This is a genomic window from Streptomyces sp. NPDC048270, from assembly GCF_040652335.1.
GTDB lineage: Bacteria > Actinomycetota > Actinomycetes > Streptomycetales > Streptomycetaceae > Streptomyces.
Genome location: NZ_JBEZLV010000001.1, coordinates 22,091 through 38,069, shown reverse-complemented (window position 1 = coordinate 38,069; position 15,979 = coordinate 22,091). Strand labels below are relative to the sequence as shown.

11 protein-coding genes are annotated in these 15,979 nt (G+C 74.9%); 5 read left to right on the top strand and 6 right to left on the bottom strand.

The features are described from left to right. Nucleotides 1-34: 34 nt before the first annotated feature. Together AB0D66_RS00140 and AB0D66_RS00135 are read left to right on the top strand one after the other, a co-directional pair. The gene (locus tag AB0D66_RS00140; RefSeq protein WP_362294195.1) at nucleotides 35-598 is read left to right on the top strand and encodes a DUF1707 and FHA domain-containing protein; all 564 of its coding nucleotides are present in this window, start codon (nucleotides 35-37) and stop codon (nucleotides 596-598) included. Nucleotides 599-643: 45 nt separating this feature from the next. Further along, nucleotides 644-1,117 (top strand): GNAT family N-acetyltransferase, encoded by a 474-nt coding sequence (locus tag AB0D66_RS00135; RefSeq protein WP_362294192.1) that lies wholly within the window; start codon nucleotides 644-646, stop codon nucleotides 1,115-1,117. On the opposite strand, the gene AB0D66_RS00130 is transcribed toward AB0D66_RS00135, so the two are convergent. Then, complete coding sequence (locus AB0D66_RS00130) at nucleotides 1,114-2,382, bottom strand: M14 family zinc carboxypeptidase (protein WP_362294911.1); 1,269 nt, start codon at nucleotides 2,380-2,382, stop codon at nucleotides 1,114-1,116. The two genes, AB0D66_RS00135 and AB0D66_RS00130, sit on opposite strands and share 4 nt — an antisense overlap. A gap of 592 nt (nucleotides 2,383-2,974) precedes the next feature. Then, complete coding sequence (gene treY / locus AB0D66_RS00125; protein WP_362294189.1) at nucleotides 2,975-5,227, bottom strand: malto-oligosyltrehalose synthase; 2,253 nt, start codon at nucleotides 5,225-5,227, stop codon at nucleotides 2,975-2,977. Between the two features lie 82 nt (nucleotides 5,228-5,309). Between treY and AB0D66_RS00120 the strand changes: the two genes are divergently transcribed. Continuing rightward, nucleotides 5,310-6,590: an MFS transporter gene (locus AB0D66_RS00120; protein WP_362294186.1), complete on the top strand. Its 1,281-nt coding sequence runs from the start codon at nucleotides 5,310-5,312 to the stop codon at nucleotides 6,588-6,590. On the opposite strand, the gene glgX is transcribed toward AB0D66_RS00120, so the two are convergent. Then, the gene (glgX, locus tag AB0D66_RS00115; protein ID WP_362294184.1) at nucleotides 6,575-8,689 is read right to left on the bottom strand and encodes a glycogen debranching protein GlgX; all 2,115 of its coding nucleotides are present in this window, start codon (nucleotides 8,687-8,689) and stop codon (nucleotides 6,575-6,577) included. The genes AB0D66_RS00120 and glgX overlap by 16 nt on opposite strands. Nucleotides 8,690-8,963: 274 nt before the next feature. On the opposite strand from glgX, the gene AB0D66_RS00110 reads away from it, so the two are divergent. Together AB0D66_RS00110 and AB0D66_RS00105 are read left to right on the top strand one after the other, a co-directional pair. Then, nucleotides 8,964-10,214, top strand: coding sequence for an SAV2148 family HEPN domain-containing protein (locus AB0D66_RS00110; RefSeq protein WP_362294181.1), 1,251 nt, complete (start codon nucleotides 8,964-8,966; stop codon nucleotides 10,212-10,214). Between the two features lie 111 nt (nucleotides 10,215-10,325). Next, nucleotides 10,326-11,051, top strand: a complete 726-nt coding sequence (locus AB0D66_RS00105; RefSeq protein WP_362294178.1) for a 3'-5' exonuclease — start codon at nucleotides 10,326-10,328, stop codon at nucleotides 11,049-11,051. A 28-nt stretch (nucleotides 11,052-11,079) separates the two neighbouring features. Here the strand turns inward: AB0D66_RS00105 and AB0D66_RS00100 are convergent, their stop codons facing one another. The 3 genes from AB0D66_RS00100 to paaN form a co-directional block, all read right to left on the bottom strand. Next, nucleotides 11,080-12,531, bottom strand: coding sequence for an FAD-dependent oxidoreductase (locus AB0D66_RS00100; protein ID WP_362294175.1), 1,452 nt, complete (start codon nucleotides 12,529-12,531; stop codon nucleotides 11,080-11,082). A gap of 123 nt (nucleotides 12,532-12,654) precedes the next feature. After that, a complete protein-coding gene (locus tag AB0D66_RS00095; RefSeq protein WP_362294172.1) occupies nucleotides 12,655-13,872 on the bottom strand; it encodes a LuxR C-terminal-related transcriptional regulator in 1,218 nt (405 codons plus the stop codon). Then, entirely contained in the window at nucleotides 13,869-15,629 is a 1,761-nt protein-coding gene (paaN, locus tag AB0D66_RS00090; protein ID WP_362294169.1) for a phenylacetic acid degradation protein PaaN, read from the bottom strand. Before paaN ends, AB0D66_RS00095 begins: the two co-directional genes overlap by 4 nt. Nucleotides 15,630-15,979 lie beyond the last annotated feature (350 nt).

Genomic DNA, 15,979 nt, shown 5'->3' with positions numbered 1-15,979 from the left:
GACACTCCGGCCCCGACGGGCCGACAATCACCCTGTGACGTCGAGTTTTGAGTTCCCCGCCTACCCCGTGCCGCGGCTCTCGGATGCCGAGCGCGACCGGGCGCTGGGCCAGCTCAGGGAGGGCGCGGCCCTCGGGAAGCTGTCCCATGACACGTTCCTGCGCCGGATGGAACTCGCCCTGGTGGCCCGGCGTTCCGAGGACCTCGCCGTCCTCACCGCCGACCTCCAGACGCGGGAGGGCTCCGAAGGCGCCTGGACGCGTCGGCTGTTCGGCTGGGTCGGGCGGGCGTCCGCCGTCTCGGTCGGGGTCCGGCGCGCGTGGGCCGCGGAGAAGCTGCCCAAGCTGCTGCTGCCGCACCCCGGCGCGGGGAGCCTGCGGATCGGCCGCGACCCCGGCAACGGGCTGCGGCTCAGCCACGAGACCGTCTCCCGGGCGCACGCGGAACTGAGCCTGCGCGACGGGGTGTGGGTGCTCAAGGACCTCGGCTCCACCAACGGGACCACGGTCAACGGGCACCGGGTGACGGGCTCCGCGGTGGTCCGGGACGGCGACCAGGTCGGCTTCGGGAAGATGACCTTCCGCTTGTCCTCGAGCTGAACCCCGGCCCGCGCGCCGGCCCGGCCGTGGTGCAGGGTGGCGGGCATGGAACACATGCCTGTCGTACGCCGCGCACGCGTCGGGGACCTGCCCCGCCTGGCCGAACTCATGCGGGAGCACATCGGGTACGAGAAGTCGGCGCCCCGGCCGCCCGGCCTCGCCGAGCGGCTGGGGCCGCAGCTGTTCGCCGAGGACGCCCGGATGTGGGTGCTGCTGGCGCGGACCCCGGACGGGGAGAGCGCCGGATACGCCGCCTGCTCGGCCGAGTTCTCCTTCTGGGACGCCGGCCACTACCTCCACATGGACTGCCTCTACCTGGCCGAGGAGGCCCGCGGCCACGGACTGGGCGCCGCCCTGATGGACGGGGTGCGGGAGCTGGCCCGCGAGCTCGGTCTCGGGCAGGTCCAGTGGCAGACCCCCGACTGGAACGAGGGCGCGATCCGGTTCTACGACCGGCTCGGCGCCACCGGCCTGCCCAAGCGCCGGTACGGCCTGCCCGTGGCCACCGACGCCGGCTAGGGCGCGGTCAGGCGCTCGTAGGCCGCCAGGACGGTTCGGGACTGGTGCTCCACCTGGGTGGCGACCGGGACCCAGCGGGCCTGGAAGCGGGCCGCGAAGTCCTCGCACCACCCCGTCACCAGCCGGTCCAGCGCGGGAGCCGACGGGTGGCCCTGGGTGCGCAGGACCCGCAGCAGCATCGCGGCGGCACGCAGCGACATGCGCCGCCCGAAGGCGTCGATGCTGGCGACGTACGCCGCGGTGGCCTCGGCGGGAGCCCCGTCGCCGGTCCACTCGGCGGTGATCCGGGGGATCAGGGCCAGCGTCCAGTCCACCGCGCGCAGCAGGGGCGCCGCCGCCGGATCCTCGTACGGCAGCGGGCCGCGCCGGAGGGCGCCCCGTGCGGCGGCCACGCGGGCGGTGTCCTCGCCGAGCCGGGCGGCCAGCATCCGCAGGGCGCCGCGCGGGTCGGGGTGCGGGGTCGGGTCGTCGACCAGGTCCGAGGCCCACATGGGGACTTCGACGATCGCGGTGGTGCCGGCGTACCGGTGGGCGTGGTACCAGGTGCTGAGCCGGGTGTCCTCGGGGTGGAAGGCCCCGGCGGCCTCGCTCCCCGGCTGCGGGATCACGAAGATCCCGGGCCCGGGGGAGGGCCAGCCGGCGGCGTCGGAGGCCCCGTTCTCCACCGGGATGCGCAGCTCGGCGGCCGATTTGCCGAAGGGCTCGGCGAGGCCGGATATGTCCCGGGTGAGCTGGACCCAGGAGCCGCCGAGGTCGGTGGCGTGCAGCGAGACCTGGAGGACCGGCCGCAGCTCGTCGATGAGGGCGGTCAGGGCCAGGGTCTCGGGCGGCAGCCGGTCCGGGGGCAGTAAAGACGGTGCCCACTCGGGCTGTTCGGGGCCGGGGGGCCGGAAGAAGTGCCGGTGGTAGTCGAGGAGCGAGTAGGGCCGGGGCGTGCGGTGCAGGTCCGCGCCGTCGGGATCGGCGCAGAGCAGGAAGTGCCAGCCGCAGCCGGTGCGCGGGCCGGGTTCGTGGAGCAGCCGGCGGGCGAGGGAGAGGACGGTGGCGCCGCCGACGGGTTCGTTGGCGTGGGCCCCGGCGACGACGAGGACGTCCCGGCGGGCCTCGCCGGTGCCCGCGAGGGAGAGCAGCCACAGGGGCTGCCCGGCCCGGGACGTCCCGGCCTGTCGGAGCCGGACCGAGGCGGGGTGTTCGTCCGCGAGGGCTCGGGCGGCCAGGGCGAGCTCGTGCGGTGTGGGGTAGCGCATGTCGCGGAGGAGGGTCACAAGGGATGCCATGCCCGCCGGGCCCCACCCCTACTGCTGCGCAGCCCGCACAGTTCCCCACCACGCCCCTGGACTCCGCCCCGGCCCCGCGCCTCCATCGCCGGCGCGGCTCAAAGATCGGGGCTCCGCCCCGGACCCCGCGCCTCAAACGCCGGCGGGGCTGACGGGCCGGGGCTGCGCTCCCGTGCCCACGCGCTGCGATCGCCGGCGGGGCTCAATGATCGGGGCTCCGCCCCGGACCCCGCGCCTCAAACGCCGGCGGGGCTGAAGGTGCCGGGGCTGCGCTCCCGTGCCCCGCGCCTCGATCGCCGGCGGGGCTGGGGAGCCGTTAGGGGGCGACCATTCGCAGATGGCGGGCGGCGGAGGCACATCCAGCCTCGCCGGCGTTTGAGGCGCGGGGTGCGGGGCGGAGCCCCGGGTGGTGAGCCGCGCTTGGGCTGCGGGCGTCGGCGCCCCCGCCCCCAGACCGGGGCTCCGGGGGCACATCCAGCCTCGCCGGCGTTTGGGGCGCGGGGTGCGGGGCGGAGCCCCGGGTGGCGGGCCGGGCTTGAGCCACGGGCGCCGGGGCTCCGCCCCGCTGGGCGGAGGGGGGTCAGTCGGTGCGGAGTAGGGGGAGGGCCGGGGAGGGGGTCAGGAGGTGGGCGAGGTCCGCCTCCCCCTCGTACGGCCCGCCACCCCGCAGCGGGGCCCAGCGGCCAGGCGGCAGCGGCAGCACCGTCCCGCGCCACCCGCCCCCCAGCGCCAGCCGGTGCGCGAGCCGGGTGGCCACCACCACCAGGCCGGGGGAGCGGCCGAAGGCCAGGCAGTGGTCCGCCGCCGGCCCCCGCGCCGCCAGCGGGGCGTACCCGGTGAAGAGCTCCGGCCGGTCCCGCCGCAGCCGCAGCACCTCCGCGGTCAGCGCCAGCTTCTCCTCGTCCGGCCCCTCCGCCGCGGCCCCCGCGTCCAGCCGGGCCAGCGCCTCCCGCGGGAAGCGGGCCGGGCGGCGGTTGTCCGGATCCACCAGCGCCCGGTACTCCGTCTCCGCGCCCTGGTACACCTCCGGCACCCCCGGCATCGCCAGATGCACCAGCGCCATGCCCAGCACATTGGCCCGGGCCGCCTCCGCCAGCTCCGCCGGCAGGTCGAGCGGCCCGGGCGCATACCCCGCCACCGCCGCCTCGTAGGCCTCGTCCGGCTCCGTCCAGCTGGTCCGCAGGCCCGCCTCCCGGGCACCCTTCAGCAGCGCCTCGGCCAGCCGGGGCACGGCCTGCGGCGCGTGCCCGAGACCCAGCGCGGTCTGCCGGGCCGTCCACGCCAGCGCCGGGTCCGCTCCGGCCGCCCCCTCCATCGTCCCCGGCGCCTGCGACAGCACCGAGATCCTGGCCCGGACGTCCGCGCTGCGCTTGGTGTCGTGGGTGGACAGGACCGTCCCGGACCGGGGCCACTCCCGCTCCAGCCGCTCGCAGTACGCGTGGAACTCCGCGGCCGACACCCCCGGCCGGCCGGGATCCCCGCCGACCTCGGTAGCCGACAGCAGCGGCGCGTACCGGTAGAAGGCGCGGTCCTCCAGGGACTTGGCCCGCAGCGCGGCCGAGGTCTGGGCGAAGCGGGCCGCGAAGGCGGGATCCCGCAGCAGCAGCTCCCGTACGCCGGCCACCGCGGCCGGTCCGGCCACCTCGGCCGCCCGCCGCACGGCCCGCGGATCGGGCTCGGGATCGCCGGGGTAGGGCCGGTAGACCGGATAGGAGACCAGCAACTCGCGCACCGCCAACGCCAGTTCCCGCCCGGCCCGGCGCTCCAGCGTGCCCAGCTCGGCGGCCAGGTCGCCGGTCAGCACCTCCCGCGCGCACGCCTCCGCGATCCGCTCCCACTCCGGGATCCCGGTGAACTCGCCGAACCGGCGGGCCAGTTCCGCCGCACCCTCCGGGTCGGTGAACACCCCGTCGACCCGGTGCAGCGCGTCGTAGCCCGTGGTGCCGGCCACCGGCCAGGCGGGCGGCAGCGGTTCGTCGCGGGCCAGGATCTTCTCCACCACCACCCAGCAGTGCGGCCCCGCCGCCGCCCGCAGCCGCCGCAGGTACCCCTCGGGATCCGCCAGCCCGTCGACGTGGTCGATGCGCAGTCCCTCCACCACCCCGTCCCGGACCAGCTCCAGCACCTTGGCATGGGTGGCCGTGAACACCTCCGGATCCTCCACCCGGACCCCGATCAAGTCCGAAATGGTGAAGAAGCGCCGGTAGTTGAGCTCGGTCCTGGCCTCCCGCCACCAGGCCGGCCGGTACCACTGCGCGGCCAGCAGCTCGGGCAGCTCCAGCCCCGCGGTCCCCTCCCGCAGCGGGAACTCCTGCTCCCCGTAGCGCAGCACCTCCCCGTCGGCCTTCAGCTCACACGATTCCACCGGCCCGGCCAGCACCGGCAGCAGGACCTGCCCGCCGCCCGCCTCCCAGTCGATGTCGAACCAGCGGGCGAAGGGCGAGTCCGGCCCCTCGCGCAGGACCTCCCACAGCGGCCGGTTCAGCCGCAGCGGCGCCGGCACCGCCATGTGGTTCGGCACGATGTCGAGCACCAGGCCCAGTCCGTGCGTCCGGGCGGCCGCGGCCAGCGACCGCAGGCCCGGCTCGCCGCCGAGCTCCTCGCGCACCCGGGAGTGGTCGGTGACGTCGTACCCGTGCTCCGAGCCGGGCGCCGCCTCCAGCACCGGGGACAGGTGCAGGTGTGACACGCCGAGCGAGGACAGGTACGGTACGGCTGCCTCGGCCGCGGCGAAGGTGAACTCCGGACGCAGCTGGAGACGGTAGGTCGACGCCGGGGTGACCGGTGTCGGAACATCAGATTCCGATTGAATGCGTGACCGTGGCAGGCTCATGAGAACGTACGTACCCAGCCTGCCGGATTCCGTGCCATTACCCAATGCATACGAGTGACTGCACCGGGTTAGCGTTGCCCGAGTGCTTGGAACCGTCAACACCTATCGAAGAGTCATCGCCCTGACCGGGCCCCTCCTCCCCTTTGTCTCGTTCTTCGCCCGACTGCCCGTCGCGATGTCCCAGTTCGGCAGTGTCGTGCTGGTCGCCCATACCAGCGGCTCGATCGCCACCGGCGCCGTCGTCGGCGGCACCCTGTCGGCCGGCCAGGTGGTCTTCGGCCCCGTCCTCGGCCGGCTCGCCGACCGGTACGGCCAGCGGCCCGTCGTGCTGGCCGCCGCCGGGGTCAACGCCGTCGCGACCGCCGCCCTGGTGGCCGGGGCCCTCGGCCACCTCGCCACCCTCCCGCTCGCCGCCGTCGGAGCCGTCGCGGGCGCCTCGATCCCGCTGGTCGGACCGCTCGCCCGGACCCGCTCCGTGGCGCTCGCCCACCGCGCCGAGTCCGACGAGAGCGTGGTCGGCGCCGTCCACTCGCTCGAAGGCACCCTGGACGAGGTCTCCTTCGTCCTGGGCCCGGCCTTCGTCGGGCTCGCCTCGATCGTCGCGCACCCCGCGGTCGCCCTCGGCGGGGCCGCCGTCCTCGTCGCCGTCTTCGGCACGGCCTTCGCGCTGCACCCGACCGCCGCCGTCACGAACGGGCGCCCCGCGCGGGCCCGCACCAAGGAGCGCCGGCCCCCGCAGCCGCGCGTGGTGCACGCCGTCCGCGGCTCCCTCGCCCTCCAGGGCGCCATGTTCGGCGCCTGCCAGGCCGGGATCGCCGCGCTCACCATGCGGCTGGGCGTCCCGGAGCAGGCCGCCGTCGTCTACGCGGCCATGGGCGTCGTCAGCGCCGTCGTCGGCATCTCCCTCGGCGCGCTGCCCGCCCGCTTCGGGCTGCGGCTGCGCTGGCGGGTGGCCACCGGCGCCGCGCTGCTGTTCTCCGTACCGCTCCTCTTCACCGCCACCCTGTGGCCCCTGTACCTGGTCGTCACCGTCCTCGGCGCGGCCTACGCCCCCCACCTGATCACCGCGTTCGCGCTCACCGAGCGGGTCGTGGAGCCCGCCCGGCTCGCCGAGTCGACGGCCTTCGCCGCCAGCGCCCTGGTCGCCGGCCAGGCGCTCGCGCTGCCGCTCGCCGGGCGGCTCGCCGAGTCCTCCGGGCCCGCCGCGGCCTTCGCCGTGGCCGTGGGGGCCGCCGCGCTGTGCCTGGCCCTCGCCCTCCTGACCCGGGTGCCCGGCGCCCGCACCCACGACAGGGCCTTCATCCCGGCGCAGCAGACCGGGTCCCCGGCCGCGGGCGAGAGCTCCGCCTACGCCGGGCGCTGAAGCACCACCAGACACCGACCTGTCAGCGCCACCCGGTCCCCGGCCGCGAACTGCGGCCCGGTGCCGGGTGGCAGTACGTCCGGCCGCGCCGTGTCCACCACCAGCCGCCACTGCGTCCCGTGCCCGGCGGGGACGGTGAACTCCTGTGGCTCGGCGCCCGCGTTGAACATCAGCAGGAACGAGTCGTCGGTGATCCGCTCCCCGCGGGTCCCCGGCTCGGAGATCGCCTCCCCGTTCAGGAACACCGTCAGCGCCCGCGCGTGCTGAGCCTGCCAGTCGCGGGCCCGCATCTCCTCGCCGTGCGGAGTGAACCAGGCGATGTCGGAGAGCTCGTCGTGCGTCCCCTCCACCGGCCGCCCGTGGAAGAACCGGCGCCGCCGGAACACCGGGTGGTCGCGGCGCAGCCACACCATCCGCCGGGTGAACTCCAGCAGCGCGGGCGCCGGCTTGCCGGGCTCCGGCCAGCTCACCCACGACAGGTCGTTGTCCTGGCAGTAGGCGTTGTTGTTGCCGCCCTGCGTGCGGCCGAACTCGTCGCCGTGGCTGAGCATCGGCACACCCTGCGACAACATCAGCGTGGCCGTGAAGTTGCGCATCTGCCGCTCGCGCAGCTCCAGCACCTCGGGGTCCTCGGTCGGCCCCTCCACCCCGCAGTTCCAGGACCGGTTGTGGGTCTCGCCGTCCCGGTTGCCCTCCCGGTTCGCCTCGTTGTGCTTCTCGTTGTAGGAGACGAGGTCGTTCAGGGTGAAACCGTCGTGGCAGGTGGTGAAGTTGATCGAGGCCAGCGGGCGCCGGCCGTCGTCCTGGTACAGGTCCGACGATCCGGTCAGCCGTCCGGCGAACTCCGCCAGCGTGCGCGGCTGCCCGCGCCACAAGTCCCGTACGGTGTCCCGGTACTTGCCGTTCCACTCGGTCCACAGCGGCGGGAAGTTGCCCACCTGGTAGCCGCCCTCGCCCAGGTCCCACGGCTCGGCGATCAGCTTCACCTGGCTGACCACCGGGTCCTGCTGGACCAGGTCGAAGAACGAGGACAGCCGGTCCACCTCGTGGAACTGGCGGGCCAGCGTGGCCGCCAGGTCGAAGCGGAAGCCGTCCACGTGCATCTCGGTGACCCAGTACCGCAGCGAGTCCATGATCAGCTGGAGCACGTGCGGGGAGCGCATCAGCAGCGAGTTGCCGGTGCCGGTGGTGTCCATGTAGTGGCGCGGGTCCTCCGTCAGCCGGTAGTACGAGGCGTTGTCCAGCCCGCGGAAGGACAGCGTCGGACCCAGGTGGTTGCCCTCGGCGGTGTGGTTGTAGACCACGTCGAGGATCACCTCGATGCCCGCCTCGTGCAGGGCCCGCACCGCCGACTTGAACTCCAGCACCTGCTGGCCGCGGTCGCCCGAGGCGTAGCCGTTGTGCGGGGCGAAGAAGCCGATGGTGTTGTAGCCCCAGTAGTTGCTCAGCCCGTCGTTGACCAGCCGGTGGTCGTTGACGAACTGGTGGACCGGCATCAGCTCCAGCGCCGTCACCCCGAGCTTGGTCAGGTGCCCGATGACCGCGGGGTGCGCGAGTGCCCCGTACGTGCCGCGCAGCTCCTCGGGGAGGTCGGGATGGCTCATCGTCAGGCCCTTGACGTGGGCCTCGTACAGCACGGTGTGGTGGTACTCGTGGCGCGGCGGCCGGTCGTTGGCCCAGTCGAAGTACGGGTTCACCACGACGGAGCTCATGGTGTGCGGGGCGGAGTCCAGGTCGTTGCGGGAGTCGGGCCGGCCGAAGTGGTAGCCGTACACCGCCTCGTTCCAGTTCACCTGTCCGCTGATGGCCCGCGCGTACGGGTCGAGCAGCAGCTTCGCCGCGTTGCAGCGCCGTCCGCGGTCGGGCTCGTAAGGCCCGTGGACGCGGAACCCGTAGCGCTGGCCCGGCATGATGCCCGGCAGGTAGGCGTGCCGGACGAAGGCGTCCGTCTCGCGCAGCTCCACGGCCGTCTCCGAGCCGTCGTCGTGGAGCAGGCACAGCTCAATGCGTCGGGCGGCCTCGGAGTAGACCGCGAAGTTGGTCCCGGCGCCGTCGTACGTGGCACCGAGCGGATACGCCTGTCCCGGCCAGACCTGCATAGATAACGACTCTTCCCATCCTGCTCCGGCTGATCCGGCTGGACCGCGTCACTGCCAGATCTTCCCCGAAAGAGGGTCCTCACGCGTGGACTTGGGTTGGTCCCTCCGGGTGACCCGCAGAGCTGATAGGCGGGTCGGACGACTGTCGGGGCATCGGATAATGGGTCAACGGACAGCCGGTGTACGGGCCATCGGGCTGCACCGGGCCGCGCGCGCGGAGTACCCTTCCGTGATCACTGGAGACGGGCGTCCAGACGCAGAAGGCGGTGCACGGGTGAGCTCGGGAGGTCTGGAGCTGCCCCCTGGTGACAGCGGTCACGAGGGCGGCCCCGCGGACGCACCGTCGGCGGGGGTCGTGACCGGGTCGGTGTCGCTGGCCCCGCAGGCGGCCGGGAGCGCCCGGGCCGGCGCCGAGCTGGACTGGGGCGCGGAGGCCTGGAGCGAGGTCCGCACCCGGGCGCAACGCGCGGGCCGTGCGTACATCTGGCTGAACCTGATCGAACAGCGGCTGCGGTCGGTGGTCGGAGCGGTGCTGCGGCCGATCTACGAGCCCGTGCACGGCGGGGACGACTGGGTGGTCGCGGCCGCCGGGCCCGCCGGGCAGGAGTGGGTGCAGCGGGCGGTGGCCGTGCGCGAGGTCAGCCGGCGCAAGGGCTACCTGCTCGACTCGGCCGACGACAACGTGCTCAGCTTCCTGACGCTGCCGCAGCTGCGGGAGCTGATGGTCCAGCACTGGCCCTGCTTCGAACCGTACTTCGACGACCGGCGCGAGATCGAGCTCGCCCTGGACGAGCTGGAGGTCACCCGCAACGTCGTCTCCCGCAACCGGGCGCTGTCGCGGCCGGTGCTGGAACAGGCGGAACGGGCCTCGGCGCGGCTGCTGGAGGTGCTGGGCGGCGGCTCGGGCAGCCCGTCGGCCGACCGGCTGCCGATCGACGCCGTCGAGGAGCTGGTGGGCGACCGGTACGCGGACGTCATCTCGGTCCACCCGGACCGGGTGCGGCTGCAGCGCCAGCTCCCCGCGGAGGACCTCTTCGGCGGGGCGCGGCGGCTCGACGCCATCGGCATAGGCCTCAACCTGCTGGTGCAGAACTTCTCGGGCCGAAGACTCGTCCGGCTCACGGAGGCCGGCTGCCGGGTGCGGCTGCTGTTCCTGAACCCGGCGAGCAGCGCGGTCAAACGGCGCGAGCGCGAGCTCGGGCTGCGCAAGGGCGAGCTGAGCCGCTCGGTGGAGATGAACATCCTGCACGTCCGCCGGGTCCGGGCGGGCCTGCGGGACCCCTCGCGCTTCGAGATCCACGTCTTCGACGAGACCCCGCGCTTCACCGCGTACCTGGTGGAGGGCCAGTCCTCGGGGATCGCGGTGGTCCAGTCGTACCTGCGCCGGGCGCGCGGCATGGAATCGCCCGTCCTGGTGCTGCGCGGGGGCGGCCGCGGCGTGCCCAAGGACGCCGACCACGGGCTGTTCACGACCTACCGCGAGGAGTTCGAATCGGTGTGGGAGGACTCCCGGCCGGTGTCGTGACGCCGGTCCCCGCGCCGTCCCCCCGCGCCGTGCCCCCGGCGGCCGTCCTGTCAGTGGCCCGTGGCAGGCTGAAAGTCGTTGACCGAAGGTGTACGGGGGGAAGGGCGCGTGATGGGGGACTGGCACGGCGGTGTGCTGATCGGATTCGACCTGGAGACGACCGGCACGGAGCCGGGGGAGTCGCGGATCGTGACGGCGGCGCTGGTCGAGGTGCGGGACGGCGAGGTGCGCGGGCGGCGCGGCTGGCTCGCCGACCCGGGGATACCGATTCCGGCGGGGGCCTCGGCGATCCACGGGATCAGCACGGAGCGGGCCGTCGCCGAGGGCCGCCCGGTGCGGGAGGTCGCCGAGGAGGTCGCCGAGGCCCTGGTGGGGCACTGGCGCCGCGGGGCGGTGGTCGTCGCCTACAACGCGGCCTTCGACCTGACCCTGCTCTCGGCGGAACTGGCCCGGCACGGGCTGCCGTCGCTGGCCGAGCGGCTGGGCGGGGAGGCGACCGGGCCGGTCGTGGACCCGCTGACCATCGACCGGGCCGTCGACCGCTACCGGCGCGGCAAGCGCACGCTGGAGGCGGTCTGCGGGGTGTACGGGGTCACGCTCGACGCGGCGCACGACGCCGGGGCGGACGCCCTGGCCGCGGTGGAGGTGGCCCGCGCGATAGCCGCCCGGCACCCCGAGGTGGCCGCACTCACCCCGGCCGACCTGCACGCCCGACAGGGCACCTGGCACGCCCGGTGGGCCCGGGACTTCCAGTCCTACCTCCGCCGCCAGGGCACCCCGGACGCGGTGATCGACACCGCCTGGCCGCTGCGCGGCCTGCTGCCCGCGGCGGGCTAGTGCGCGGCCGTTCCGCGTCCGGGCGGGGTCAGAGGCGGAAGGCGGACGGGTCGATGGAGGCCAGCCGCTTCACCAGGGGCGGTACGCCGAGGCCGCGGTCCTCGCGCCGCTCCACCGCGCGCAGGGCCGGGATGACCAGGCGCGCGCCCGGGTAGCGGACCGGTTCCGGCGGGATCCAGCCGCCCGGCGGCCGGGTGAAGGCCGAGCCCGACCATTCGTCCTTCGTGCCCAGCACGAGCGAGGCCAGCACCTTGGCCATCAGCCGTGAGGGGCCGACCCCGTCGCCCGAGTAGCCCGTGGCGTAGCAGACCCCGGGCACGGACTTCAGCCAGCCGGCGAAGGGGAGCGAGGTGGTCGAGTACTCGACGGGGGCGGTCCAGGCCGTGTCCACCGGTGCGCCGGCGAGTTCGGGGAAGAGCCGGGCGAGCTGGCGCCGCAGCTCGGCGGGCCGCAGCGGGTCGCCCCACAGGGTGTCGGCCCCGCTCCGGCCGAAAGCCACGCCGGAGCCGCCCTTGCCGAAGACCAGCCTGCCGTCCGGGGTCGTGCGGTAGTAGTTCAGCCTGCGGCGGGAGTCGCAGACCGAGGTCCGCCCGTCCCAGCCGAGATCCGCGAGCCGCTCGGGCACGGGCTCGGTCACCAGGGTGTCGCTGGCCACGGTCACCATCCGGCGGCCGAGGTCCTCCAGCTGCCCGGCCCAGGCGTTGATGGCGAGCACGACCCGTTCGGCGTGCACCCGCCCGTAGGGGGTGTGGGCGGTGGTGGCGCCGCCGGGCGCGCTCCGCAGGGCGGTCAGCGGGGTGCGCTCGTGGACCCGGACGCCCGCCTCGACCGCCACCCGGCGCATGCCGCGGGTCAGCTTGGCGGGCTGGAGCGTGGCGCAGCCCGGGTCGAGGACCCCGCCGAAGTGGTTGCGGGTGCCGACCGCCCGCCGCGACTCGGCGGCGGACACCTCGTGCAGCGGCTCCGTGCCGGCCCGGCGCAGGTCCTCCAGGGTCTGCCGCCACGCCCCGCGCTGGGCCGGCGAGGAGGCGGCCCACAGCCACGGGCCGCGCGTGTACTCCACGTCGATGCCGTGGGCCTCGGTGAAGGCGAGGATGTCGTCGACGGCCCGGGCCGAGGCCTCGCCCAGCCGGCGCGCCTCCTCGTGCCCGCCGATCGCGACGAGGCTGCTGAACCGGGCCCACATCGGCATCAGGTAGCCCGCGTTGGCGCCGCTGGCCCCGCCGCCGCACACGTCGGCCTCGATCAGCACGATGTCCGTGCCCGGTGCCCGCCGCAGGATCTCCAGGGCGGTCCACAGGCCGGTGAAGCCGCCGCCCACGACGAGGACGTCGCAGCGCACCTCGTCCAGCAGCTGCGGTGAGCGCCCGTCGTCGGGCTCGGCGTGCAGCGCGTCGCGCAGCCAGGCGGTGCGCCGGGCCGGGGGCGGGGTGTCGGGGCGGGGCCAGGTGCCGGCCAGGACGAGATCGGGATCGGTCACGGGTACGGGTCTCCACGGTCGGTGCGGTGCGGTGCGGTGCGGTGCGGCGTACGGCTCGGCCCGGTGCGCGGGGTGCGGGCGCCGGCCGAGGGGGCGCCGGGCGGACCGGCGGGCGGGTGAGGGTCAGTTCTGGCGGGCGCGGGCGGCCCGGCCGGCGGCGTCCAGGTGCTCCGCCGCCGTCAGCAGGTCGATCCGCGAGCTCACCCCGTAGGTCTTGAACAGCTTCCGGAGGTGGTAGTTGACGGTGTGCGGGGACAGTGCGAGGCGCCGGGCGATCTGCTGGTTGGTGAGGCCCTCGCGCACCAGCCCGACCAGCACCCGCTGCTGCTCGCTCAGCTCCGGTCCGGGTGCCGGGGGCTCGACGAGTCCGGCCGTGGCCCGCAGCGCCGCCGCCTCCCGCTGGAGGGACAGGCGCAGGGAGTCGGGCATGGAGTCCGAGATGAGCCGGCGCAGCAGCGGGCTGGAGAAGACCGCCCGCCCGCCGTCGCCCCGCACCACGCCGGTGGCCTCCACCTCCTCCAGGGCCGGGAGCAGGGCGGACACCGAGGTCCGCAGCATCAGCGCCAGGTCCTCGTACACCACCTCGCACCCCAGGACCGAGGCCACGCAGAGCAGTTGGCGGCAGCCGGGGGAGAACCGCTCCAGGGTGGCCCGAACCCGGGTGGCCAGGCGTACGGGGAGCCGCGAGGTCAGCAGCCGGACCTCGTCGGCCACGGTCTCCACGGAGCCTTCCTCCTGGAGCCCGGTGAGCAGTTCGATCATCAGCCGCGGGTGCCCGCCGGCCTGGTCGAGCAGCTGGACCAGGGCCGGTGCGGGCGGTGCGCCCAGCAGGTCGCGGGCCAGGCCGAGCGAGGGGGACGGGCCCAGCGGACCGAGCGCCAGCCGCTCGCTGCGGCCCGTGAGGCCGGCCGGCAGGGCCGGTCCCTCGCCGGGCCGGTGCGCCACCAGCCAGACCACGGGGTCGCCGCCGGGCCGCTCGCGGGGCGTGAAGGGCATCCGCGGCGGCCCGTCCACGGTCCGGCGGGTGTCGTCGACCAGGACCAGCACGGGCCCCGAGGGGGCGTGGCAGCGGCCGGGCCGGCCCCGGGTGTGCCGGGCGGGCGCGGCCCGGCGCCGGGGGTGCCGGGGGTCCGCCCACGGATCGGGGTGGTGTCCGGCGTAGCCCAGGCCGTCGGCGAGGAGGGCGGCTTCCCGCAGCAGCCGGGTCTTGCCGATGCCGGGCATCCCCTCGATCGACAGGACGGCGGGGCCGGAGCGGCGGCCGTACTCCAGGACCTCGCGGATGAGCCGCATCTCCCGCTCGCGCCCGCGCAGCGGCATGTGGGTGAGGGTGCCGTTCATATCGCGCCGCCGTAGCGGCGTACGCCGACGGTGTGGAAGCGCGCGGACACGAACGCGGCGTCGCAGTAGACCGCGTTGCCCGACGGGTTCATCCCCGTGCCGTGCAGATCGGAGTAGACGGCCGACTGGGAGATGTACCAGTCGCCCATCAGGTTCGCGGACAGCATCACCCCGGCCTCGGCGCAGGCCGCCTCCATCGCCGCCTCCACCTCCGGCGAGGTGGAGTAGAGCCCGACGGACAGCGCCCCGCACTCGCGGGTGGTACGGGAGACCAGCGCGACCGCGTCGGCGACGGAGTCCACCGCGACGGCGAAGACCACGGGGCCCAGCCATTCGGCGAGCAGCACGGCCCGGTCCTCGGCCCGGTTCGCGTCGAGGGCCACGACGGCCGGGGTGCGGACGACCGCCTGCGGATGCGCGGGGTCGCGCACGGCGCGGGAGGGGACGGCCACCTTCCCGGCCTCCCCGGCCATCACCCGTTCGAGCCGTTCCAGGACGGGCGGGCCCAGGAGGGCGCCCAGGACGGCGGCGGCCCCGGCGTCGTCGGAGAGCAGCGCGTCCAGCGCCGCGCCGAGGTCGGCGACGACCTCCTCGTACGTCCGGTGCCCCTCGTCGGTGCTGATCCCGTCCCGCGGGATCAGCAGGTTCTGCGGGCTGGTGCACAGCTGCCCGCTGTAGAGGGAGACCGAGAAGGCGAGGTTGGCGAGCATGTCGCGGTAGTCGCCGGTCGACTCCACGAGCAGGGTGTTGACGGCGGATCCCGAGGTGAACACGCGCGCCTGGCGGGCGTTGTCCGCCAGCCACTCGCCGAAGGCGGTGGTGCCCGCGTAGTCGACGAGGCGGACCTCGGGGCGGGTGGCCAGAACGCGGGCCAGTCCCTCGCCGGGGTGTTCGGCCGCCAGGCAGACCAGGTCGGCCGGGAAGCCGGCCTCGGTCAGCACCTCGCGGGCGATCCGGACGGTCAGGGCCAGCGGCAGGACGGCCGCCGGGTGCGGTTTGACCAGGACCGGGTTGCCGGTGGCCAGCGAGGCGAAGAGGGCCGGGTAGCTGTTCCAGGCGGGGAACACGCTGTTGGCGATGACCAGGGAGATGCCCCGGGGCACCGCGGTGAAGGTCTTGGCCAGGGTGACGTCCCGGCCGTCGCCCCGGGGCTTGCGCCAGACCGAGGCGGCCGGCAGCCGGGTCTGCTCGGCGAGCGCGCAGGCCACCGCCTCCAGACCGCGGTCCTGGGCGTGGACGGCGCCGGCGTGGAAGGCCATCAAGAAGTTGTGGCCGCTGGTGTGCACGGCCGCGAAGGCGAACTCGGAGCTGCGGGCGTTGATCCGGTGGAGGATCTCGGCGCAGACCGCGGCACGGGCCTCGGGGCCCGCGTCGCGCCATGCGGGCAGGGCCGCCCGCATGGCGGGCAGCAGGACGTCCGGGTCGCAGTGCGGGTAGGAGACCTCCAGCGGGCCGCCGTAGGGGGAGCGCTCGCCGCCCGCCTCCGGGGCGGGGCCCACGGTGCCGTCCCGGCCGGGCTGTCCGAGATCGAACGGCCGGCCGAGGAGGCGGCGGAAGGAGGCCTCGCCGGCGGCTCTCGCGCCCCGGCCGTAGGCCTGTGGATCCTCCGGGTCCTCCGCGTACGGCGACCAGTGCCCGCGGGTGCGGATCACCTCCCGGGCCCGTTCCAGGGTGCTGCCGTGCCGGGTGGTGAATCGGGTCAACGCGCCGCCGTCGGCGCGGGTTTCGGGAACGGGCGGCCGCACGGTGTGCGCCATGGTCCTCATCCTTTGTCGAACGGTAGGGGTCGGTCCGGACCGGGATCGCCGAGTCCGGAAAGCCTCGGTGATCACGCTAATTCGGCTGGTTCGCACCCACGGCGGAGTCAGGTCATGAAGGGAATTGACGGCCCGTTCACACCGCGGTGCGGGAAATCGGGGGCACGGCGGCCGTCCGGCCCGCCGGGGAAGGGGCGAAACGCGGGCCGGATCTGGGACGTTGGGCACGCCCGCCGAGCAGACGGGTCAAACTGTGACGATGGCCATATCACACCCAACTTGCCGCTATCGGCCATCATCTGGCGGGATACCGCCGCTCGCCGCCCCCCGGCGGGCGTGCCAACTGGCTT